Raw genomic sequence first — 19,926 nt, 5'->3', positions numbered from 1 at the left:
GAATTTGGTTAGTGAGAAACCCTGAGCGAAATATCGAAGTAAATCACAAGGTAACCCGACTGGTTTAATATGAAGCAACTGATTGATTTTATTCCACTTATTATCTTTTTTACGGTCTACAAGATGGACCCCAGAATGGTGGATGTAGCCGGATATTCCCTTGAGGTCGGAGGTGCTATCAGTGGCACTTTCTTCCTGATCATTGCCTCTGTCATTGTTTATGGTGGCAGCTTTATCAAGAACAAAACCCTTGAAAAGAGCCAGGTGATTACGCTTATGGCCGTGGTTTTATTCGGTGGCATGACCCTGGCCTTTCAGGACGAAAACTTCCTGAAATGGAAAGCGCCGATTGTAAACTGGATCTTTGCTGCCGCCTTTCTGGGCAGTCAGTTTGTTGGCCAGAAAAGCCTGGTTCAGAGAATGATGGAGCATGCCATCAGCCTGCCGGATGAGATCTGGATTCGTATGAATCTGAGCTGGGTTGTATTCTTTGCACTACTGGGTGCCGCTAACCTTTATGTGGCTTTCACCTTCCACGAGTTCTGGGTTGACTTTAAGGTGTTTGGTAGCCTGATTCTTACTTTTGTCTTTGTTGTCTTGCAGTTTCTGGTCATCTCGAGACATATACAGGCTGAGGAAAAATAAATGCTTTACGCAGTCATCAGTGAAGATGTTGACAATAGTCTGTCTCTGCGCAAGACAGCCAGACCTGCTCACCTGGAAAGGCTTGAGGTATTGAAGTCTCAGGGGCGTCTGATCCTGGCAGGCCCCTGTCCTGCTATCGACAGTAACGATCCGGGCGAAGCCGGATTCAGTGGCAGTATTGTTATTGCTGAATTTGACAGCCTCGAAGCCGCACAATCCTGGGCTGATGATGATCCCTACGTGGCCGCCGGTGTTTATCATTCTGTAAGTGTGAAGCCATTCAAGCGAGTACTGCCCTGATTTTCCTTCCGGAAGTCTGTCATTTTTATAATTAAGTTTTGCAGGATGCTGCCCTGTTCGAATAATTCTGATAACAGGGCAGCCTGGTTAAGAGAGAAAACGTGAAACAAACCTTACCCAAACTGTTTTTATCACTCACCGGTTTAGTAATGCTGGGTTCAATGGTTCAGGCTGAACCAGTACAGGCTGAAACACGTTATGTTACGGATGTCGTTTATGTGCCAATGCGGTCAGGGCCTGGTAATCAATACCGGATTTTGCACCGGGGCCTGAAAACAGGGCTGAAAATGACTGTTCTCGAAGCTGACGCCGGAGAAGGGTTCAGCAAGGTCAGAATGGCCGATGGATCAGAAGGTTATATCCCCCGTCAGTACCTGGTGGCCGAGCAGCCTGCCAGAGAGCGTTTGCCAAAAGTGCTGGCAAACGTTTCGCGGCTGAGCAAAGAAAATACGGCTCTGAAGTCTGAGCTATCTGCCACTGAGAATGAGCTGAAAAGTGTAAAAGGTTCTCTTCAGGAAACTGCAGGATTGCTGGATGACAAAACCTCTCAGTTTATTGCCCTGAGAGAAGCCACCGCCGACCCTCAGGCACTGGATCGTCGGAACAAACAATTGATGGAAGAAAATTTGCAGCTGAAAAACCGGATTGAGGTGGTTGAGGCTGAAAATAACCAGCTGATTCGCAGCAGCACTATGCGTTGGTACCTCTATGGGGGTGGTACGATAATCATAGGGATTCTGCTGGGGCTGTTCCTGCCAATGATCCGATTCCGCAAAAAGCCGGCGTCAGACTGGATTTAAATGTCGTAAATATTTGAAAAGGGCTCTGGTTGATCGTCAGAGCCTCACTTTGATCGGAGTAACATAAATCAACGGTCGTTGTGGCCGAGATTCCGTTCCGGATCTATCAGGTCACGAACTTTCTGTTTGATCTGCTTGGGCTGAGGAAAGCCGCCGTCCTGTTTTCTCTCCCAGATCTGTTCACCGTTCAGGGTGATGATAAAGATACCACCTGTTCCGGGCTTCAGTCTCACCTCCCCCAGGTCAGTACTGAACGTACTGAGCAGTTCCTGAGCTAGCCAGGCAGAGCGAAGCAGCCACTGACACTGGCTACAATATTCTATTTCTATAATGGGTTTTTCTGTCACAGTCTACTGCCTTGGAGGGGTTGGGTGAGTGATGGATTTTTTTTATTTTTTTGATTGAGCCCCTTGTTCCTGTCTGACTTGTTCAGAGGGTTCGGGAAGCTACTTCAAATCCTACCATGAGTTTATCAACCGGGCATGGTTAAAAGGCATTTTTTACTCAGCAGGCTGCTGATAGAATCAGCCCGTTAATGCAGTGAAGGAAGGGCCATGACGGTCATTGTAAATCCCGATATTGAACAATATTGCCATGACATTACCGGCGGTGAATCGTCACTTCTGAAAGAGCTGGCCCAGGCGACGGAGGACCGGACCCGCTACCCGGGAAACATGTCAGGAAGAATGGTGGGACAAACCTTGAAACTGCTGGTGGCCCTGAGCAATAGCAAAAGAGTGTTGGAAATTGGCATGTTCACCGGCTACGCGGCTTTATCCATGGCAGAAGCACTGCCAGAGGATGGGGAAATTTATTGTTGTGAGACCAACCCGCGAGCCATTGCTATTGCAGAGGAGTTCTTTGATCGATCACTTCATTCTCATAAGTTGAAAGTACTGTTTGGCAAAGCGTTGGAAACCATCCCTAGCATTGAGGGCGAGCTCGACTTTGTTTTTATTGATGCCGACAAGAAAAAGTACTTTGAATACCTGGAGCTTATACTCCCCATGCTCAAGCAGGGGGGGCTTATTGTCATTGACGATGCCCTCTGGAAAGGTGGTGTTTTGAATCCTCAGGATGAGCGGGACGAGGTGATTGCAGAGCTTAACCGTTATCTGTCTTCCAGAGAGGATCTGGATAATGTTCTCTTACCTGTCAGGCATGGTCTTCATGTGGTACGGAAGATCTGATTTTTATCATTCTTTTGCAATTCTCTTAATTCTGACCTGGGGCATTAGTCCAACTCACTATTTGCAAAGAAAGATATGTTCTAGACGATCCATTGCGTACCGGGAACTTCATCACCTATAGTTCGACTGAATCAAGACATAAGTGTTAAAGAAGAAACATTTCGGGGGAAGTCAATGGATCTGGAGACCATAAACCGTGAGCTTGCCGAGCGCTCGCCACAAGAGATAATCCGCTGGGCTCTGCAAAAGGCCGTTAAGCCGCTGGTTACCACCAACTTTGGTCCCCATGAGGCTGCCATTCTGCATATGGCTACCCGAATTCAACCTGATTTGCCGGTTATCTGGATTGATTCAGGCTACGGGACGCATGCTACGTACCGCTTCGCCCGGGGTTTAATCCAGAAGCTGGAGTTGAACATTCAGATTTATCATCCAGAGTACAGTCGTGCTTACCGCGATGCCATTATGGGCGGTGTGCCGGAGGTGGATACGCCTGCTCATGACGAATTTACCCGTCAGGTCAAACTGGAGCCTTTTGGACGGGCCATGCAGAGCTTCTCTCCGGACTATTGGTTAACGGCCATCAGGAAAGACCAGACCGCTTTTCGTCAGGGGCTAGAGGTCGTCAGTGAAACCAAAGATGGTTATTACCGGGTGGCCCCTCTGTTGAACTGGTCAGAGCTGGATGTTGAAGAGTATCTGGTCATGAACGACCTTCCTATTGAAGAAGATTATTACGACCCTACCAAAGTGATTGGTAACCGGGAGTGTGGGCTGCACACCTCGGTGTCCTGAGTCGTTAAGGGCTGGCTGCCTGATGTTTCTGACAGGCAGCCATGTTGGTGGGTTTTACTGCTCTTTGTTGGTTAGCTTGTCCAGACCACGGTTGTAGAATTCCAACCAGTCATCCAGAACCGCTTTGACATCTTCCTTGGTGACTTCATCATTATCCGATTGCTTATTGATTCCTTTACGCAGCACTTCACCCTCGAGCTTGCCCGTTTCGCCGTCTCTAAGTTGTACTTCCAAATAGAGGGCTACTATGTAATCCAGTCGGTCGGTGGCTGTTTTGATCAGTGTTCTGGCAACGGCGACGGGGAGAACGAATTGTCTGGGTCTGAGGTCCTGCATTTCTGACACAATGCCGGTAATGGCAGGCTGAATGACCAGGACGCCCGGTCCCGGCTTTTCTGCCAGCATCCCACGCTGCTTCAGACCTTCTCTGAAACCATTGTTCAGGTAGTCAGCGACTTTAGTAGCTACTTCCCGCTGGGCATCATTGGTTGCATTGTAATTCGGGAACAGATTAACGGGTTCAACATAGACCTTTTTATACTTTTTCAGATCACCACTGACCCAGCGCATGGCAGTATCGTCATCAAAAGCAGTCAGTCTTTCATAGTTTTCCAGATAGCCGCTGAAGGGTTGTTCTTCAGTATCAATTTTTTGCTGCGTTGAACAGGCTGTTAGAAACAAGGCGCTGACCAGCATAAAGGGCAGGGCAAAAAGTCGGCGAGTTTTTTTATAAGCTGTCATGGTTTGTGTCGTCGTTTGATTAAGGTATTTGCTTTAACTGAGGTAGAGTGTCTATCAATGTTTGTCTGCTGAAAAGTATGATTTACCGAGATAATCATTGCACTACAGTGTATAACGCAGTGATGAGCTGAACTGATGCCAATAATCGAGACAAGAAAGGAGGGTGGTGCGAGCTGCTGCTAAAAAAGTCCCCCTGATGCGGTTCTGAGGGGTTCCGGTGCATCCATTACTCTGGGCCAACGGTGACTCTTGTGGCAACTTTGTTCGTTCTCTTCTGTTACGACATAAAGCCGGGTAAAAGGGCCATCAGTAGCGATCAGCCCTTGTATAAACTGTTGGTTTTCCAGGAGAAACCAATGACTTTCGCCTGCTTCATCTTTTTCCATAAAGGCATCGACACTTATTTTGACGGGTTTGGGGCTAAACCGATTCCAAATACCCTTTTTAATGGATTCCAGTCTTGCCCAACCTCCTTGTGGTGTGTGACCAGGCTGACCCTCACGGCGTCCCCAGGGAACCAGAATCTGCTGGCCCTGCCGACTCAATACCGGCAAACGGGCTTTGGGATTTGGGAAAAAGGTTTTGATGGTCTGGCCATCCAACTCGAACTGAACACCGCCGCACACGTCCTGGGGCTCTCCATTACCAATTGTGAAATGCCTCTCATCCATGAAGGTGGCAAAACTTACTTTTAGCGGCCTGCTCTGGCTGTGGCCGTTTGAGAGAGTTCAGTGCTTGCTGCCGCCTTTGCAATCCGGACTGACAGGAGCCAGGCCCTTACGCTCGTACCACTCACCGGGGGTATAAGTATGAAGGGCCAGAGCATGAATGCCCCCTTGCATCTCATCAGACAGAATTTTGTAAATCAGCTGATGGCGTTTAACCGGCATCTGCTCCTCAAACGACTGGCTAACCAAAACCACTTTAAAATGAGATTCAGAGCCCGGCGGCACATTGTGCATATGGCTTTCATTGAATATTTCAAAGTGTTCAAGCTCCAGGGCAGTGGTCAGTTTGTCACTGACACGATCTTGCATAGTCATACTTCCATTTCCACCTTTTAAATCATGCTTGGACGATCAGATATATGATTTTAGATTAACAGGAAGACGCGAGGGTTGCGAAGAGAAAAGTGGATCAGAAAAATTCACTGTTCAAGGCCGTGTAGTTGATACCTGGGCGCTGTGAGCAAGATTCCTCAATAGGTTTACAGAATGATGCCTCACCGGCACAAATAACTCTAATCGATGAAGCTTCTGGTAAAGCCGAGTCCAGCCATTGCCCATAATCCTGTCTTCCGGTTGTCAGGGCATAACTGAACTGATCCATTTGTGAAAGTGCTTCCAATAGCGCTATACCGAAGTGATCGTTGCTGCTATACGCCTCGTGGATCAGATGAATTCTAAGTTGTGATGAGGACCCGGTATTGTGCAAAGCTTCACGGACATAAGCCAGTATGGGGGCCAGTGCCACTTCCTGAGCGATCAGTATCTGGTCAGGGATATCCAGCAGGCTTCCACATAGATTGATTCCGCAGGGGCTGCTGATGCTGATTTTCTGTCCTGTTTCGGCAAAGTCGTGCGCCCATGTGCTGAAAGGATCTGCCACCTTGCGCTGGACCTGGATGACCATCGTTTGATCCATTGATGGCACTGAGGCCAGATAGCACTCTTTCTTAAGCCGCAGCTCTGTATCAATACAGACATGCTGGCCGGGAAAATAGTTCATCGGATGCCTGGGGGCGAGAGTCAGAGCCACAACGGTAGGGCATAAGAACTGTTTTCCGGTAATGATGGCCTGGGTGTGGCTCCTGCTGGGCAGGGAGACAGTCATATCATTTTCAGGCAGACACTGGCAGGCAAGAAAATACCCCTCACGAACTTTTTCACTGCTCAGCCCAGCCTGGCTCCGCTCGCTGAGATGACCTGTGTCAGCTTTCATCAGGCAGGCATGACAGATACCTGAACGACAGGAGAAAGGTATTTTTTCACCCTTTGCCAGTAAGGAGTCCAGCAGGTTTTGGTTTTTATCGACCGGGTAGGCCCGGTTAGACAGTGTGATAACAGGCATGGTGGTATCTTACCTTAATGCTTTTTATTACGGAAACACCCATGTTTTTCGTGGGTGCTGTTGTATTTAAGCAATAACGAACTTGTTGTGTCCCCGTGTCCCATCAAATTATAACAAGATCTTCAAATATAGATCGCCTGACGGTAGTGTGGGAAAAATACTGTTTTATAGAGAAAAATAAAGTGCATCTGTAACGATGCAGTTTGCTCAACCAAAAAGTGTGCAAACCAAAAAATAGCTAATAGCCTATTGGTCATTAATGGCTTTATGACAAACTGAAAAGTTTAGATGTACTCAAATGAGTTGATTATCCCTGGCTTAGGGGGGGCGCGTCTGAGTGTCATAACTAATGTCACTCGTTTGACTGCTAATAACTGTTAGTCGCTAAAAGTGCTCTCGTCCACTATAGATGTAGACTAAATAACCCATAGAGTTTAAAGTAACATGAGCTACAGTCGCACTTAGTAAACCATAATGTTTAGTAAATTGTCCTCTTACGAATGAGTTGATCATTGATATCAGGACTTGTGCCATTAATGGGTTCTTGTTGGCAAGGTGTAAAAGTCCAAATGCTGTGGACTTGATGATGTTACTCATAATAAATATTTTTTTATCATGATGGTTGTTACTTAAAGTAAATGTTTTTTCATCAAACTTGGTGCTACTGTTAGTTGCCAATTCTATAGAGTAATTGATTAAAGGGAGTAACAAACCATTAAATATAGCCTCTTCAATGATAGCTCCTGTAACAGCCTCTACAAATGTTAATTTTCCATCGTATGGGTCATGTACTAATGACAGAGGGCGTAAAATGCAAAAATACAAAATTCGATACTGTGTAAAATGTATTGCACCTAATAATAATCCATAATAAATTTGCTTATCAATATTATACCTCTTTATAAAACCGACTATTTTGTAAGGCTCTTTATCTTCAGTATTCACTGAATCTGAATCTGTGAGGCTCATATTTGTTACTGCGTGTAAAGTGCTCAATTCATCCTCTGTTTTTAGGAGAGGTGCATCCGACTTTGTAAGAACGACCGTTATATTAGACTCTTTATCTTCAATAGTTACTGAATCTGTGAGGGTCATATTAATTAATGCGTGCAAAGTGCTCAATTCATCCTCATTTTTTGGGAGAGGGGCTGACTTTGCATATTGAGTTACTAGTGAGCAACATATTGCGATTATTAAAGTATATTTTTTCATTGTACTTATCTCCCTAAAAAACAAGCATAGATGCTAACAAATGATTCCAGTTTCTTCCGAGACTTCGTCCATCCACATGTCTCGCCTTCGGGAAGTGGCTGAAGCAGGCTTTATAAACTTCGATCAACATGCTCATCTGACTTAAAATTATCTGTATTTAAAGTAAACTTTTTCCATATCATTGCACTCAGGGTTTTCTATAGCGCTGCTTGAGCTATCCCTAATATTTTTATTTTGTTCTCTTTAAGAGGATCGATTTGATCGTTAATAATTAGTCAGACTGTTCTGTTGCCAAAGAGTTCAATGAATAGTAACAACTGTGTTAGGAATACTAACTGTTCGCGACCAGTAAAAATAAAAATACCAGCAGGGTGATTGAAGTGCCTACCGCTTCTCTGTTGGGATAACTGTTTATTTATTATTATCTGATTCAGAGGATATAAACTGCATGAGTGTAATATTCAATATCAATTACTGGAGTTCTGAAAGCTGTTACCTGGCACTACCTATTGCAATATGGGCACCTTCCAGAGCCATGTTGTGCCCATTGACGCAGGCATAAGGTACAAAAATAATGCCTATGACAGCCAGCCATCGAAACTTTTCCTACGATCATGTTTTTATGGCAAATAGCGCACTCTCCTAGAAAAAAATCTTCAAACAACGCATCAATTGTCATGATAAGAAAAATATGTTCAAGCTGTTTAAAAGCTAATTTTATGGTATATGCAAGCCATCCTTCAGGCTGAAAAGATAATTTTTCTTTAAATTCGAAAACTAAAGTTTCATTAGAGAAGTTCAGTTGGTTGCTTTTTATTTGTAAAGTATCAGTTTGAGTATTACATATAGAATAAGAAAAGATGTCGGACTCTATCCGTTGTATTTTTGCTACAACAAACTCTTCACTAATTGAAAAGTCAATCCCTTTGGCTCTGTTAAAATTGCTGCCTGAAGCCAGAAAATCATAGTTACCATCTAAAAAAATGACTAACTCATCGACCACTTCTTCTGACAGTACACTTAGTGGTGTTGAGGAAGAAGTATTACAATCAATATATTTGTTGCAACAAAGTTCAAGCCAATAATAGCTGTCAGAATTTAATTTAGGGAAAAAAATATCAAAGAATATTTTATCGTTTTTGCTAATTTGTGTTAACTCTCCTAAAATATGTATTTCGTCGTCTATTATGGAGGAGGTGAATATAATGCTGTTAACACCACGGCTGCGTAATGGTTTTGATATATTCTGAAGAGCACTGTTTTTTGATAAGCTCGAAAGCTCTATTTTAAAAGCAGGGGAACCATTAATTTTACGTGTTTTTATTTTAGGAATATCACTATCACCTGAGGCTGTTCTATCTTCTAAAATATCATAAATAAAATTCGCAGGTATAATTGCAAGCGAAAATCTTAAAAGCCAACGAGTTATTCTATCATCAGCTCTTCGATGTAAATAAAATTTATAGTAGTTTCTGTATCCCATTGCTAATACTGATGACAAACGAAAGATACCTCTTGGACTTATGTAATAATCCACTGGTATATAGATGTAGTAATACAATGACTCTTGAAAAGTGTGATACCAAAAATTTTGATCTTCCATAGTTACTTCATTCTCATCATGTCCTTCATAATTCGAGAAGCAAGCTGATGAGAGACATAAGATTGTGATGGATAGTAAAATTAGCCTCGTCCAAGATTCAAATTTATTCTTCAATTAAGGACCTTCATTTAATCGGACAGAATTAGAATGCTACGAATGTACCGAAGTAGATTCAAGAATGGTGTATTCGTATGTGCCAAGATTTCTTATTTCTAAAGTCCCCTGACCAGATAAAGTCAGATAGGGGATCAGAAAGGTTGCTTGATATCTATTGGTTATTTTCTTGCCTCTGCGAAAGCCGGATTCCTTGAAATTTTGATACGAGGATGAGGGCAGTGACCACAAATGAGACTCTGTTGAGCCCTGAGCCAACATACCGACTCCTGTAGCATGTTTGGAGATAAGTGACATTAACCTATTTCCTGCTTCGGCTTGATCGAAGCTACTCGCAACCTGGCCTGGTGCGGACAAAAAATCAAAACTAAGGAGAGCTGTTCCATCATTCAAAATGACAATAAAACCAATGTTTTCAATCTGGTCAACAAGGCCATCGGGATCAGCTGAAAACTGAATAACGTAAACTTTACTTATAATTCTCTCTTTGAGATTTTTATCAACTCTCAGGGTGGTTTCAGACATGGAAGTAGCCAGTTGTAAATATTGATCAACATTCTCAGGCCTGGTGTGGCCAAGAATTTGTCGAGTTTTTGTACTACCTGTACTATCTGTATAGGTGAAAGTGTTTGGCCCAATGACTTCTACGGTCGCCCAAGTCAAGGAACAGAAAGAAAATATAAAAAATAGTAAAAGATACAGTGTATTAAACATGATCTTACTCCTATAAAAATATTTTTAGTATTTTGTGGCTGCAAAGTACAACAGGTAAAGCATTCCAACATAGTCATAATCCCGCAAACTAACAAATGTTTCCAAAGGAATGCGCTGATGCGCAGCACTTGAACCAGAGGTTATGTGCTATTATAAGTGGCCAATTGGTCATCATGGATCAGCCAGAATGTTTCTGTCTGGTAGTAAATCAGGTAACAAAAGATGCTTTTCTCTAGTCTTTTTGCAAGAACATTCTTTACACTTACGCTTGGGTTTACAGTAATCAATGCTTGTGCAGATGATGATTTTGTTGATAGCACCACCGAATATAGCATTGTTATTAATGAAATATATGACGAAATTGTCGTCGCACATCGGCAAGGGGATAATTGCCACCTTATTATTTCACATACTCTTGGTCCCTCACTTAATCAACAGCCACCACAACCAAGTGCTGCAATTATCTTTCCTGAGTCTTTTTACAGTCAAAGTCCACATTTTGTTGCAGAGCTCTGGCCGCCTTCTTACTCCTCAACTCCGGATCGCTTGTTCTCTCCTTCTTTAGAGGAAGGGGTAATGGCTCTTGATGCTCTTCAGATGCTTACGCACGAGAATTTAATTCAAATGACCGCTGGGGCTGGCCAACAATCTGGTTTCGCAATCGCTCTCCCGATAGGGCCTATTGAAATTGAAATTGAAAACCGGAATCAGTTATATGTGATTGATCCAATACTTCATGATCCAATAGTCACTACTTGCGGAAGCACTGCTTCATCCAGCACTGAAAATAAACCAGCACCAGAAGAACAACCAGCTTCCGACAGAAGCGCCAACAAGGAGACCTCGCGATCAAAGCGGAAAAGAAAAGCGCCTTCTGCCAACACATTGCCTGAGACCACCCCTCGACCGCCACCTGCAGAAGAAGGACCCTCCAATGCAGCCGCTGCCTCTGAAAGCTCCGCTACGAATGAGCAGGATCACTACCAATTTCGTATCACAGGGCATATTAATCTGGGCATCGAAGTCCCACGTACATCAAGAGCAAAGAGCAACAGGAAGAGAAAAGATACGGTTGATGTTCCAGTAACAATGCTTGTCAGCACCAACACAACAGAAGGCACAGTCGAGATAGACTCTCTTTCATCCAGAAACTCAAAATATGCAATTAATATATCTCGCAAACCGTCGCAAGCCAGCTCGTCAGCCAAGGCATTACCAGATAAAAGCCTCCGGGAAGTTTGGGAGATAATACAAAGGCGGGCAATACAAAGAATCATAGGTGAGCTTGAGGGCCCACAAATTTACGGTGTAAGGCAGATAATAAATTCCTCACCACCATCAGACGCCAAAACATTACCGTGGATTCCAAAAATAAATTTACAGGTAATCGATCAAGCTGATTCCAAGGTCCCATCAGTAGATATGTACATAGAATCCAGCCCCTGACTTCACTAGGAGCCTGACCGAGAATAGCGCCCGTAGCGAGGACGGCAGAAAATTGAGGATGAAAATTCGGTTTTGTGAGGAGAATAGCGAGCTATTTGACGAACAAAAGCGGATTTTCAGACCAATTTGCTGCCACCGCAGTAGGGCAGTCTATTCTCGGTCAGGCTCCTAGGTGCGATGTTGCGATGGTGCGGTGTTGAATCAGCTATTTGATCGCTTCGATATAAGGCCAGAATCCAATAGCTCTCTCGGGTGTTGCCAGATCAGATCCTTATTTATTCAGTGAAATCCATAAATACGCATTTTTTCAAGATTGTCGGGATTTATTTTCTGTTTCAAGTTCTTCCAACAATATAAAAGTAAGCTGTATGCTTCTGCATTTTCAGAGTTACAAGTTATAGCTATCACTGCTGAATTTACTGCAGAGTTTACAGTCGATTGATTTATTCCCCTATCTTCTCTGTTTGTAAAAAATAAATAATAATAATGAATTGCATCGTTATGGTTGCCCATCAAAGAGTGAACAAATGAAAGTTCATAGTAAATTTGCAAATTTCTGAGATTTGTTGGGTGGGAAAACTTTGTTTTTACCAGGCATGTATTTAAAGTGCTCAACGCTTGTCCTAGTTTTCCCATATTTCTTAAAGCTACTGCGTGGGCATACAAAAAGAATAAATCATCTTTATGTTCTGAAAATTTACAGAGGTAATCAATATCACGCCATAAGGCTGAAAACCTTCCTTCTTTCCTTGCTCGTTCAAGCAATCTTCTCAAATGATAATGTAGAGATGTGTTGTGTTTATTATTTGTACTGATTCCAGAACTGATATTTTTTCCAATTGCCATTCTGGCGACAGAGTCTTCTCCCCTTAGGCAACCAGTTGGTAAAAGTTGTAATGAAATTTGAAAACCACAATTAGGGCAAAAGTTGCTTGCTGCATTAATTTCAAATTTACAATTATTGCATCCTACTGACCAAGCTTGACCTGTAATGATGACTGGTATCAAAGTTATAAATAAATATCGCATAACGAAATACTAACGTGAAAACTTCGATAATTTGGCAAACTTTTCTGATCTGCACATTTAAGGTAGCCAAATGATAGCTGTCAGGTGAAAAGGTGCAAGTATCATTTTCCATTTGTGAGTTCAGAGTTTCTGGTTATTGGTTTGAGAACGATCAATCAGAACTGATAATGAATACTATCTCTGTCGTTTAGATCAAGGTCTCAGAAGGCCGGACAGGTGTCTTTCAGTAAGAAGAACTTAATGACTTTTTATGTTCTCAGCAGTGGTAACAATCTCTGCTTCTGTGCAAAAATAAATCATGCTCTGGTCTCGACGTGGTCCAAGTTTTTCAGATTTGTACCCTGTCAGGCTTGAAACAGTGCAGCTGACAACTAACAGCCGACTGGGTATTATGACTCCCGATGGAAGATAAGGTAGACCTCTGAGTCGGTAACCGATTCAATTCCAAAATATCAGCCTATTGCACTTGTCGTTTTTTTCCAGTCTGCTCTGTTCTGAAGAGAAATCTGCTTTGCAATGCTGTTGTGTTTTTTACTTTTTTGCGTATTAACCGAGAGCATTATTCAGTTGTGGCTCGTGTTATCAGGTATTGTCTGTCGTTTTGTTTCGGTAATCCGTGACAAAAAGTGATAGATCCTGTTTTCAATCCATGTTTTCTGATGCAAAGCATTGATATACTGGCAGGACAAATGAGGAGGGGAAGCTCGTGGGAAACCGATAAAACTGTCGTGTTTCGAAGGGTTCTTCATTGATGTTCTGATCTATATGACAGAGGTTTCTGTTCAGATCAGAACCAAACAACAGAGCCGGGGAACCGGCCAGGGTCCTGAAGGCTGTTCTTCAGAGATCGCAATAGATTGAAGCTTGCAAATCCGGGGTCTGTTGGAGCTGTGCTTTGAGTCCGACAGGTTTCTGGACCGAACATGGGAGTTGGGGAGCGCAATGTCACTAATTCGTGAAGAGGATCTGATTGAGAGCGTAGCTGACGCTCTGCAATTTATCTCCTGTTATCATCCACTGGACTTTATTCACGCTGTTCATGATGCCTGGAAAAAAGAGCCCTCCAAGGCTGCCAAAGACGCCATGGCCCAGATTCTGATTAATTCCAGAATGTGTGCAATGGGCAAGCGACCCATTTGTCAGGATACCGGTATTGTTACGGTCTTCCTGAAGATCGGTATGAATGTCCGCTTCGAAAGTGACCGAAGTGTCGAGGATATGGTGAATGAAGGTGTTCGCCGTGCCTATACGCATCCGGAAAATGTTCTGCGTGCCTCTGTTCTGGAAGATCCGGCAGGTGCCCGCAAAAACACTAAAGACAACACACCTGCTGTCATTCACATGACTCTCGTGCCCGGAGATACTGTTGATGTCCAGGTGGCAGCCAAAGGTGGTGGTTCCGAGAACAAGTCCAAGCTCGCCATGCTTAACCCCTCTGATGATATTGTTGAGTGGGTCAGGAAAACCGTACCGACGATGGGTGCGGGCTGGTGTCCTCCGGGCATGTTGGGTATTGGTATTGGTGGAACAGCTGAAAAAGCCATGGTGCTTGCCAAGGAATCTCTGATGGACCCCATTGATATCCATGAACTCAGAGAGCGTGGACCCAGTAACCGGGTTGAAGAGCTGCGTTTGGAGATCATGGATGCTGTCAATAGTCTGGGTATTGGTGCACAGGGTCTGGGTGGTCTCACCACAGTGCTTGATATCAAGATCAAGGACTATCCTACTCATGCCGCCTCTCTGCCCGTGGCGATGATTCCAAACTGTGCTGCCACACGACATGCGCACTTTGTACTGGACGGCAATGGCCCTGTTATTCAGGAAGCTCCGAGCCTGGATGATTACCCCGAAGTCGCTCTGGATATGAGTGAAGGGGTGCGCAAGGTTAATGTTGACGATATCTCCAAAGAAGAGACCAAGAGCTGGAAGCCGGGCGACACAGTATTGCTGTCAGGAAAAATTCTGACCGGTCGTGATGCTGCCCATAAGCGCATGGTTGACATGATGTCCCGTGGCGAAGAGTTGCCTGTTGATCTGAAAGGTCGTTTTATCTACTACGTAGGACCTGTTGATCCGGTTCGTGACGAAGTGGTGGGTCCGGCAGGTCCAACCACTTCTACTCGTATGGACAAATTTACCCGTACTATGCTGGAGCAGACCGGTCTGGCTGGAATGATTGGCAAGGCTGAACGGGGTGACGCTGCGATTGAGGCGATCAAGGATAACGAATCTGTCTATCTGATTGCTGTAGGTGGAGCCGCTTACCTGGTTTCCCAGGCTGTCAAGAAAGCAGAAGTCGTTGCTTTCCCTGAACTGGGTATGGAAGCTATCTACGAGTTTGAGGTTAAGGATATGCCTGTGACCGTAGCAGTCGATCACACGGGTAATTCTGTCCACAAAACCGGACCACAAATCTGGAAACAAAAGATAGAAGAGCAGGTTCTGGATATTAAATAAGTTTCCAAGAGCCTGTATCGGGTCAGCCTCTCGGGGCTGGTCCGGCTTTATTCGCTAGTTTATTCAACTGTTACCTCTTTTTTGATGGCCTTTTTTCTCCTTTAGTGGGTTCTTGTAGCGCTCCTTCCTGCCTGATTAAATGGACATAAACACTGCCAAAATCTGGATATTCGGCGAGATATAATCAGGCTTCTATAATCAGTTTATTAGAACAGGCAGTAAGGACGCACCAATGGTTGACGATTCTGATCAGGGTCAGGAGCCCGCCTCCGGCCGGAACAATCCTGAAAATACTGAGTTTCTTTTTTTCTGGCAAAACCTTTTTGCAAGGATTAGACGCTTTGTCTCAGACAGGCAAGATGTTATCAGGATGGATTCTGATGCCAGAATCGTCCGGTCTAATCTATTGAACCTCCAGATTGAAGGTCGATTCGAGCATTTCTGGATTGCAGAGCATCCGGAGGAGGTTGTAGAAGACAATCAATGTGAGTCGATCGTTGATGATGAGCTGTTTTCAGAGTTACTGGCTATTGAAGAGGAGTGGATACGCTTGCAGCAGTTCAGGGATCAATTTCGGAAAAACACTGATTAGATGCCCCCACAGGAATATTGTTAGTCAGACTGACGCTCTGGTTAGTTCTTAATCAGTTTTATCGAATAAGCATAAAGCCCCGTACTTTGAGGACGGGGATGTAAGCTCGGCTTGCAAAGCAAGCCCCTTGTGCTGGTTTCCTATCCGTAAGGTGCTTTTAGCGATTACGCTACCTGACAGGAAAAGTAATAAAGGCATATCAACAGCCCCTGAGAGACTCGTAAAAAGGCCTGGCTGCTATTCGCACCCAGGCTTTTTATGTTTTCAGAACTCAATAAAATATAAACTCAACAGCTACCGGATTCACAGAGCCCGAATCGCTTTGAGCTGTTCATCGAGCCGTTCTCTAGCAGCCAGCGCTTCTGTCAACTTTTCGCGTTCCTTTGCAACTACTTCAGGTTTGGCGTTGTTGATGAACTTCTCGTTGGCCAGTTTGCCTTCAAAGCGCTGAACTTCTTTATTCAGTCGTTCAACTTCTCTGCTCAGACGAGCTAGTTCCTTGTCTTTGTCGATCAGGCCCGCAATAGGCACCAGAACTTCCATCTTGCCGACCAGTTGAGTCGTCGACATAGGTGCTTCCTCGTCAGAGCCCAGAAGACGAATGTCTGACAATTTCGCCAGAGACTTCAGAAAAGCGCTGTTTTCATCAAGGCGACGTTGGTCGTCAGAAGAGAGGTTGCGCAGCAGAACATTGAGTTCACGGCTGGGGCCAATATTCAGTTCAGCACGAATATTACGGATACCGGTAATGAAGCCTTTCAGCCATTCGATGTCTTGCTCGGCAGTTTCGTCCAGCTTGCTTTCGTCCAGAGTCGGGTAACTCTGCAGCATCAGGGTTTCACCTTCAACGCCAGCTTCTTGCTTGATGTTCTGCCAGATCTCTTCAGTAATAAACGGCATGAATGGGTGAGCCAGACGCATAATGGTTTCCAGAACCCGGACCAGTGTTCGACGGGTACCCCGCTTCAGGGCTTCGGAAGCATTTTCACTCCATAGAACAGGCTTGGACAGTTCCAGGTACCAGGCACAGTATTCATTCCAGATGAAGTCGTACAGATTCTGGGAAGCGTGATCCAGACGGAAGTCTGCCAGATTCTTTTCAAGCTGGGCTTCAAGACGTTGCAGCCGGGAAATAATCCACTTGTCCGCCAGAGTCAGCTCAACGTCGGTATTGCTCTGACCACAGTCTTCACCCCTGGTGTTCATCTGAACATAGTTGGCTGCATTCCAGATCTTGTTACAGAAGTTTCGGTAACCTTCCAGGCGCTTCATATCCCAGTTGATGTCACGGCCGGTGGAAGCCAGTGAATATAGGGTGTAACGCAGGGCATCCGTACCGTGCGCCGCGATACCTTCAGAGAAGGTTTTACGGGTTCGTTTTTCAATTTTTGCCGCCAGCTGTGGCTGCATCATATTGCCGGTGCGTTTTGCAACCAGATCTTCCAGGCCGATGCCGTCGATCATATCCAGCGGGTCCAGTACGTTACCTTTGGACTTGGACATCTTGTCGCCATTCTCATCTCGAATCAGACCGGTCATGTAGATATACTTGAACGGTACCTGGGGGTTGCCGTCTTCATCTTTGATGAAATGCATGGTCATCATGATCATCCTGGCAACCCAGAAGAAAATGATGTCAAAACCGGACACCAGAACATCTGTCGGGTGGAAGGTTTTCAGGCGCCCGGTGTTTTCAGGCCAGCCCAGGGTGGCAAAAGTCCAGAGGGCAGAAGAGAACCAGGTATCCAGTACGTCGTCTTCCTGTTTAAGGCTGACTTCGGCCGGGATGTTGTTTTCCTGTCGTACGTCTTCTTCACTGCGGCCTACATAAACATTGCCCTCTTCATCGTACCAGGCAGGAATGCGGTGGCCCCACCAGAGCTGGCGGGAAATACACCAGTCCTGAATGTCCTGCATCCAGGAGAAATACATGTTTTCGTATTGTTTGGGGACAAACTGAATGCGGCCATCTTTGACGGCTTCAATGGCGGGTTTTGCCATAGGCCCGGCACGGACAAACCACTGGTCCGTCAGCAGAGGTTCAATAACAACGTCAGAACGGTCACCGTAAGGCACCATCAGTTCGTGATCTTTAACTTCTTCCAGCAGCCCGGCCGCTTCAAAGTCGGCGATAATGGCCTTACGAGCAGCAAAACGCTCCATGCCACGGTATTTCTCGGGGATGGGGGCTTCCATGTCGTGATTGCTGGAACCATCAATGTTGAAAACTTCACCCTGTTCACTGATATGACCTTCCAGAGTCATGACATTAATCATGGGCAGACCGCAGCGCTTGCCGACCTCGTTATCGTTGAAGTCGTGAGCCGGAGTGATTTTTACACAACCTGTGCCTTTTTCCATGTCAGCATGTTCATCGGCAACGATAGGAATACGACGGTTGACCAGTGGCAGGATAATGTCTTTTCCGATCAGGGCCTTGTAGCGCTCGTCTGCGGCATTAACGGCAACACCTGTGTCACCCAGCATGGTTTCGGGACGGGTTGTGGCTACGACAATGTAGTTTTTGCCTTCAGCGGTTTTTTCGCCGTCAGCCAGAGGATAACGCAGGTGCCACATGTGCCCTTTGATTTCCTTGTTCAGCACTTCCAGGTCAGAGATGGCGGTATGAAGTTTGGGGTCCCAGTTGACCAGGCGCTTGCCACGATAGATCAGATCGTCTTCATAAAGGCGAACGAAGACTTCCTGAACGGCTTTGTAGAAGCCTTTATCCATGGTGAAACGTTCATTGTTCCAGTCAACAGAGGCTCCAAGACGACGCAGCTGACGGGTGATGTGACCGCCGGAATCTTCTTTCCATTCCCAGATCTTGTCGGTAAAAGCTTCACGGCCATAATCGTGACGTGTCTTGCCTTCTTCCGCCTGGACTTTACGCTCTACCACCATCTGTGTGGCAATACCGGCATGGTCAGTACCCACCTGCCAAAGAGTATTGTTGCCTTTCATGCGCTGGTAACGAATCAGGGCGTCCATAATGGAGTCCTGAAAAGCGTGACCCATGTGCAGACTGCCGGTGACATTGGGCGGTGGAATCATGATGGAGTAGGGAGAACCTTCGCCGGAGGGGGCAAAGTAGCCTTTTTCTTCCCAAGTCTGATACCAGCTGCGCTCAATCGCGTGAGGGTTAAACGTTTTTTCCATAACTACAGAGTTCTGACAGGTTCTGATCTAAACGACGCAGTATACACGGAACCGACAGTGCAGTGTTAATAGGAGAAGCCACCTGTCTGAATGATATCGGACGTTAATCCGATAGACCGTCGGGCATCTGATCGAGAAGGTGATCCAGATAGTTGTTAAGCTCACGGTTCAGCTGAGCCTCGACCCTGACCAGCTCTTCATCGATGATCTCCTGAATCAGCAGTCGGGCCTGTTTGCGTAGCCGGGTTTTCAGTTCAGACTCCGTGACACCGGGGTTAAGCAGGGGGCTTAGAATAGGCGGTTCCTGCGAGTTATTCTGTTGATAATCACCGGTGACATTCAGAACTGTGACGGTCTGTCTGGCCCCTTCATGCTCAGCAAGGTCGGTAAGAACAGGAATGTGTTGGTTGAGATGATCATTGCGGTCTATCTCTTCCTTCAGTAGGCTTTTTAATCTTTCCTGTTCATTCAGCAGACCTTTCGTTTTTTTCTGACTCATATTTTCTACCTGCTCATTTTTTTACCAGCGGATGGCTTTTTGCCAGCTAATGGCTTCAATCCCGGATTTGATGGGTTTCCGGCTGGATGCCATCCGCAACATAAGTCCTGAATTTTTCACGGAGAACCTCAACCGGGCCCGGACTCTGGTCAACAATTTCACAAGTTCGGACAAAATTTTTGTAAAAGTTCGGAATTTGGCTGGACAGATTGATCAGCAGGGTGTTGTCGTGCAACGATTCCGGTGGTTTATATCCCAGCGTGATTGGCGCTATTACTGCTTCGCTGTTGATGATCTGGTGTGGCAGAAAACTGTCCTCACGCCACTCCCAGAGCAGTCGGTCCAGAGTTTCGCACTGGATGTCATTATCCGTATGAATATGTACAGGCATACCACTCCGCCATGCCTTGTCGGTCAGTCGACAGGCGAACTTTTTAACGGCTTGGGCAGACTGCTGTTGCAGTAAATAGAAGGTAACTCGAGACATGACGTTGAGTGTAATGGGAAATGATGCTGGTTTAAAGGTCGTTAACTGTCAACGCTTGGGTTAGCTGCGC

The 19,926-nt window shown here is 45.3% G+C and carries 20 protein-coding genes; 8 read left to right on the top strand and 12 right to left on the bottom strand.

The genetic code is table 11. The annotated features are described in order from the left end of the window. Positions 1-69: 69 nt before the first annotated feature. The 3 genes from ispZ (at position 70) to ACOJUO_RS23605 (ending at position 1,745) form a co-directional block, all read left to right on the top strand. The gene (gene ispZ / locus ACOJUO_RS23615) at positions 70-645 is read left to right on the top strand and encodes a septation protein IspZ (protein WP_422134325.1); all 576 of its coding nucleotides are present in this window, start codon (positions 70-72) and stop codon (positions 643-645) included. Next, positions 646-945: a YciI family protein gene (locus tag ACOJUO_RS23610; protein ID WP_422134324.1), complete on the top strand. Its 300-nt coding sequence runs from the start codon at positions 646-648 to the stop codon at positions 943-945. It begins immediately after the preceding gene. Between the two features lie 101 nt (positions 946-1,046). Continuing rightward, the gene (locus tag ACOJUO_RS23605; protein ID WP_422134323.1) at positions 1,047-1,745 is read left to right on the top strand and encodes a TIGR04211 family SH3 domain-containing protein; all 699 of its coding nucleotides are present in this window, start codon (positions 1,047-1,049) and stop codon (positions 1,743-1,745) included. 68 nt (positions 1,746-1,813) lie between these two features. On the opposite strand, the gene ACOJUO_RS23600 is transcribed toward ACOJUO_RS23605, so the two are convergent. Continuing rightward, complete coding sequence (locus ACOJUO_RS23600) at positions 1,814-2,092, bottom strand: SelT/SelW/SelH family protein (RefSeq protein WP_422134322.1); 279 nt, start codon at positions 2,090-2,092, stop codon at positions 1,814-1,816. Between the two features lie 207 nt (positions 2,093-2,299). Here ACOJUO_RS23600 and ACOJUO_RS23595 point away from each other — a divergent pair, with 207 nt between their 5' ends. Together ACOJUO_RS23595 and ACOJUO_RS23590 are read left to right on the top strand one after the other, a co-directional pair. Next, a complete protein-coding gene (locus ACOJUO_RS23595; RefSeq protein WP_422134321.1) occupies positions 2,300-2,935 on the top strand; it encodes an O-methyltransferase in 636 nt (211 codons plus the stop codon). Between the two features lie 174 nt (positions 2,936-3,109). Next, entirely contained in the window at positions 3,110-3,730 is a 621-nt protein-coding gene (locus tag ACOJUO_RS23590; RefSeq protein WP_422134320.1) for a phosphoadenosine phosphosulfate reductase family protein, read from the top strand. A 54-nt stretch (positions 3,731-3,784) separates the two neighbouring features. Here the strand turns inward: ACOJUO_RS23590 and ACOJUO_RS23585 are convergent, their stop codons facing one another. The 7 genes from ACOJUO_RS23585 to ACOJUO_RS23555 all read right to left on the bottom strand — a co-directional run bounded on the left by ACOJUO_RS23585 (position 3,785) and on the right by ACOJUO_RS23555 (position 10,184). After that, the gene (locus tag ACOJUO_RS23585) at positions 3,785-4,471 is read right to left on the bottom strand and encodes a DUF3313 domain-containing protein (protein WP_422134319.1); all 687 of its coding nucleotides are present in this window, start codon (positions 4,469-4,471) and stop codon (positions 3,785-3,787) included. 179 nt (positions 4,472-4,650) lie between these two features. Further along, on the bottom strand, positions 4,651-5,142 hold the full coding sequence (locus ACOJUO_RS23580; RefSeq protein ID WP_422138364.1) for a hypothetical protein: 492 nt from the start codon (positions 5,140-5,142) through the stop codon (positions 4,651-4,653). A 57-nt stretch (positions 5,143-5,199) separates the two neighbouring features. Further along, entirely contained in the window at positions 5,200-5,514 is a 315-nt protein-coding gene (locus ACOJUO_RS23575; protein ID WP_422134317.1) for a BolA family protein, read from the bottom strand. Positions 5,515-5,608: 94 nt separating this feature from the next. Continuing rightward, a complete protein-coding gene (locus tag ACOJUO_RS23570; RefSeq protein WP_422138363.1) occupies positions 5,609-6,541 on the bottom strand; it encodes a 2Fe-2S iron-sulfur cluster-binding protein in 933 nt (310 codons plus the stop codon). Positions 6,542-6,925: 384 nt separating this feature from the next. Beyond that, entirely contained in the window at positions 6,926-7,753 is an 828-nt protein-coding gene (locus tag ACOJUO_RS23565) for a type II CAAX prenyl endopeptidase Rce1 family protein (protein ID WP_422138362.1), read from the bottom strand. Positions 7,754-8,255: 502 nt separating this feature from the next. Beyond that, entirely contained in the window at positions 8,256-9,356 is a 1,101-nt protein-coding gene (locus ACOJUO_RS23560; protein WP_422138361.1) for an RING finger protein, read from the bottom strand. 150 nt (positions 9,357-9,506) lie between these two features. After that, positions 9,507-10,184, bottom strand: coding sequence for a hypothetical protein (locus tag ACOJUO_RS23555; RefSeq protein ID WP_422138360.1), 678 nt, complete (start codon positions 10,182-10,184; stop codon positions 9,507-9,509). A 222-nt stretch (positions 10,185-10,406) separates the two neighbouring features. On the opposite strand from ACOJUO_RS23555, the gene ACOJUO_RS23550 reads away from it, so the two are divergent. Next, entirely contained in the window at positions 10,407-11,630 is a 1,224-nt protein-coding gene (locus ACOJUO_RS23550) for a hypothetical protein (protein WP_422138359.1), read from the top strand. A 279-nt stretch (positions 11,631-11,909) separates the two neighbouring features. Here ACOJUO_RS23550 and ACOJUO_RS23545 read toward each other — a convergent pair whose 3' ends face one another. Then, positions 11,910-12,659, bottom strand: a complete 750-nt coding sequence (locus ACOJUO_RS23545; protein WP_422134311.1) for a hypothetical protein — start codon at positions 12,657-12,659, stop codon at positions 11,910-11,912. Positions 12,660-13,601: 942 nt separating this feature from the next. On the opposite strand from ACOJUO_RS23545, the gene ACOJUO_RS23540 reads away from it, so the two are divergent. Together ACOJUO_RS23540 and ACOJUO_RS23535 are read left to right on the top strand one after the other, a co-directional pair. After that, entirely contained in the window at positions 13,602-15,119 is a 1,518-nt protein-coding gene (locus ACOJUO_RS23540) for a fumarate hydratase (RefSeq protein WP_422134310.1), read from the top strand. A gap of 232 nt (positions 15,120-15,351) precedes the next feature. Beyond that, on the top strand, positions 15,352-15,711 hold the full coding sequence (locus tag ACOJUO_RS23535; protein ID WP_422134309.1) for a hypothetical protein: 360 nt from the start codon (positions 15,352-15,354) through the stop codon (positions 15,709-15,711). A 303-nt stretch (positions 15,712-16,014) separates the two neighbouring features. On the opposite strand, the gene ACOJUO_RS23530 is transcribed toward ACOJUO_RS23535, so the two are convergent. The 3 genes from ACOJUO_RS23530 to ACOJUO_RS23520 form a co-directional block, all read right to left on the bottom strand. Then, positions 16,015-18,870, bottom strand: coding sequence for a valine--tRNA ligase (locus ACOJUO_RS23530; RefSeq protein WP_422138358.1), 2,856 nt, complete (start codon positions 18,868-18,870; stop codon positions 16,015-16,017). A gap of 103 nt (positions 18,871-18,973) precedes the next feature. Then, a complete protein-coding gene (locus ACOJUO_RS23525; protein ID WP_422134307.1) occupies positions 18,974-19,369 on the bottom strand; it encodes a hypothetical protein in 396 nt (131 codons plus the stop codon). Between the two features lie 55 nt (positions 19,370-19,424). Continuing rightward, on the bottom strand, positions 19,425-19,856 hold the full coding sequence (locus ACOJUO_RS23520) for a DNA polymerase III subunit chi (protein WP_422134306.1): 432 nt from the start codon (positions 19,854-19,856) through the stop codon (positions 19,425-19,427). Between the last annotated feature and the right edge of the window lie 70 nt (positions 19,857-19,926).

The organism is Endozoicomonas sp. ALC020 (assembly GCF_049275935.1).
Classification (GTDB): Bacteria; Pseudomonadota; Gammaproteobacteria; order Pseudomonadales; family Endozoicomonadaceae; genus Endozoicomonas_A.
This window is presented reverse-complemented; position numbering and strand designations above follow the sequence as displayed.

Coding starts and splice junctions, on each gene's coding strand:
- ACOJUO_RS23595 (WP_422134321.1), top strand. CDS start 2,300: ATGACGGTCATTGTAAATCCCGATATTGAACAATATTGCCATGACATT.
- ACOJUO_RS23565 (WP_422138362.1), bottom strand. CDS start 7,753: ATGAAAAAATATACTTTAATAATCGCAATATGTTGCTCACTAGTAACT.
- ACOJUO_RS23535 (WP_422134309.1), top strand. CDS start 15,352: ATGGTTGACGATTCTGATCAGGGTCAGGAGCCCGCCTCCGGCCGGAAC.
- ACOJUO_RS23610 (WP_422134324.1), top strand. CDS start 646: ATGCTTTACGCAGTCATCAGTGAAGATGTTGACAATAGTCTGTCTCTG.
- ACOJUO_RS23555 (WP_422138360.1), bottom strand. CDS start 10,184: ATGTTTAATACACTGTATCTTTTACTATTTTTTATATTTTCTTTCTGT.
- ACOJUO_RS23550 (WP_422138359.1), top strand. CDS start 10,407: ATGCTTTTCTCTAGTCTTTTTGCAAGAACATTCTTTACACTTACGCTT.
- ACOJUO_RS23590 (WP_422134320.1), top strand. CDS start 3,110: ATGGATCTGGAGACCATAAACCGTGAGCTTGCCGAGCGCTCGCCACAA.
- ACOJUO_RS23560 (WP_422138361.1), bottom strand. CDS start 9,356: ATGGAAGATCAAAATTTTTGGTATCACACTTTTCAAGAGTCATTGTAT.
- ACOJUO_RS23525 (WP_422134307.1), bottom strand. CDS start 19,369: ATGAGTCAGAAAAAAACGAAAGGTCTGCTGAATGAACAGGAAAGATTA.
- ACOJUO_RS23570 (WP_422138363.1), bottom strand. CDS start 6,541: ATGCCTGTTATCACACTGTCTAACCGGGCCTACCCGGTCGATAAAAAC.
- ACOJUO_RS23530 (WP_422138358.1), bottom strand. CDS start 18,870: ATGGAAAAAACGTTTAACCCTCACGCGATTGAGCGCAGCTGGTATCAG.
- ACOJUO_RS23575 (WP_422134317.1), bottom strand. CDS start 5,514: ATGACTATGCAAGATCGTGTCAGTGACAAACTGACCACTGCCCTGGAG.
- ACOJUO_RS23520 (WP_422134306.1), bottom strand. CDS start 19,856: ATGTCTCGAGTTACCTTCTATTTACTGCAACAGCAGTCTGCCCAAGCC.
- ACOJUO_RS23540 (WP_422134310.1), top strand. CDS start 13,602: ATGTCACTAATTCGTGAAGAGGATCTGATTGAGAGCGTAGCTGACGCT.
- ACOJUO_RS23585 (WP_422134319.1), bottom strand. CDS start 4,471: ATGACAGCTTATAAAAAAACTCGCCGACTTTTTGCCCTGCCCTTTATG.
- ACOJUO_RS23580 (WP_422138364.1), bottom strand. CDS start 5,142: ATGGATGAGAGGCATTTCACAATTGGTAATGGAGAGCCCCAGGACGTG.
- ACOJUO_RS23545 (WP_422134311.1), bottom strand. CDS start 12,659: ATGCGATATTTATTTATAACTTTGATACCAGTCATCATTACAGGTCAA.
- ispZ (WP_422134325.1), top strand. CDS start 70: ATGAAGCAACTGATTGATTTTATTCCACTTATTATCTTTTTTACGGTC.